The sequence below is a fragment of the Stenotrophomonas sp. INTA L402-1 genome, assembly GCF_059295135.1.
Window position 1 is genome coordinate 1 of the sequence record NZ_JCAFWP010000166.1, and the last position, 614, is coordinate 614.

The 614-nt window shown below is 25.6% G+C and carries 1 protein-coding gene; it reads left to right on the top strand.

Features of this window, described 5'->3' with window-relative positions; translation table 11 throughout:
- Positions 1-133: 133 nt before the first annotated feature.
- Positions 134-614 (top strand): hypothetical protein (locus AC5O77_RS22130; protein WP_494507212.1); only part of this gene is annotated, 481 nt, incomplete at its 3' end.

A 614-nucleotide genomic window follows, 5' to 3' on the forward strand; every position in this document is an offset into this window, starting at 1 on the left:
TAATTACAGTAATCATTATAAAAAAACGATTGATCTTATTAATCAATCATTAAATATTTCATACAAAATTTTAAATATAGAGGCTTCAAGTACTTATGATATTATTTAGTATTATGAAAAAAAGGAATACATATTGGATAGTGATTTAAATTTATTGTATTTTTATCTTATGAAGTGTAATGATGAACTTGTTACAATAAATATTATATCTTCATTAATTAAGAAAAAATTCCCTCGTAATTATGAAGTTTATTTTGAAAATTTATTTATCTTAATTCAGAGACTGAATCTATCTCAAGATCTGAAAATTAACTTACTTACACTTAATACGCTTTATTCAACAGATGGTTGGATGAATATGTGTGTATATAAAGAGCCTTTAAAGCTGGCAGTAGAGCTGGATTACCATTTGGCAAAAAATGAAATTTTCAGACATCTATGCGAGTATCTTAAACTGGATAGTTATAGAACCCTACCGATTGCAAACTTGGTAACTGCTTTTGAATTTTCTGGTATAGAAAAAGGAATTATATTTGATTTGTATAGTAATGCTTATACATATATTGAGAGTAGATTGCCAGATACTAACGATTTTAATTGGAATTCTGTAGAAT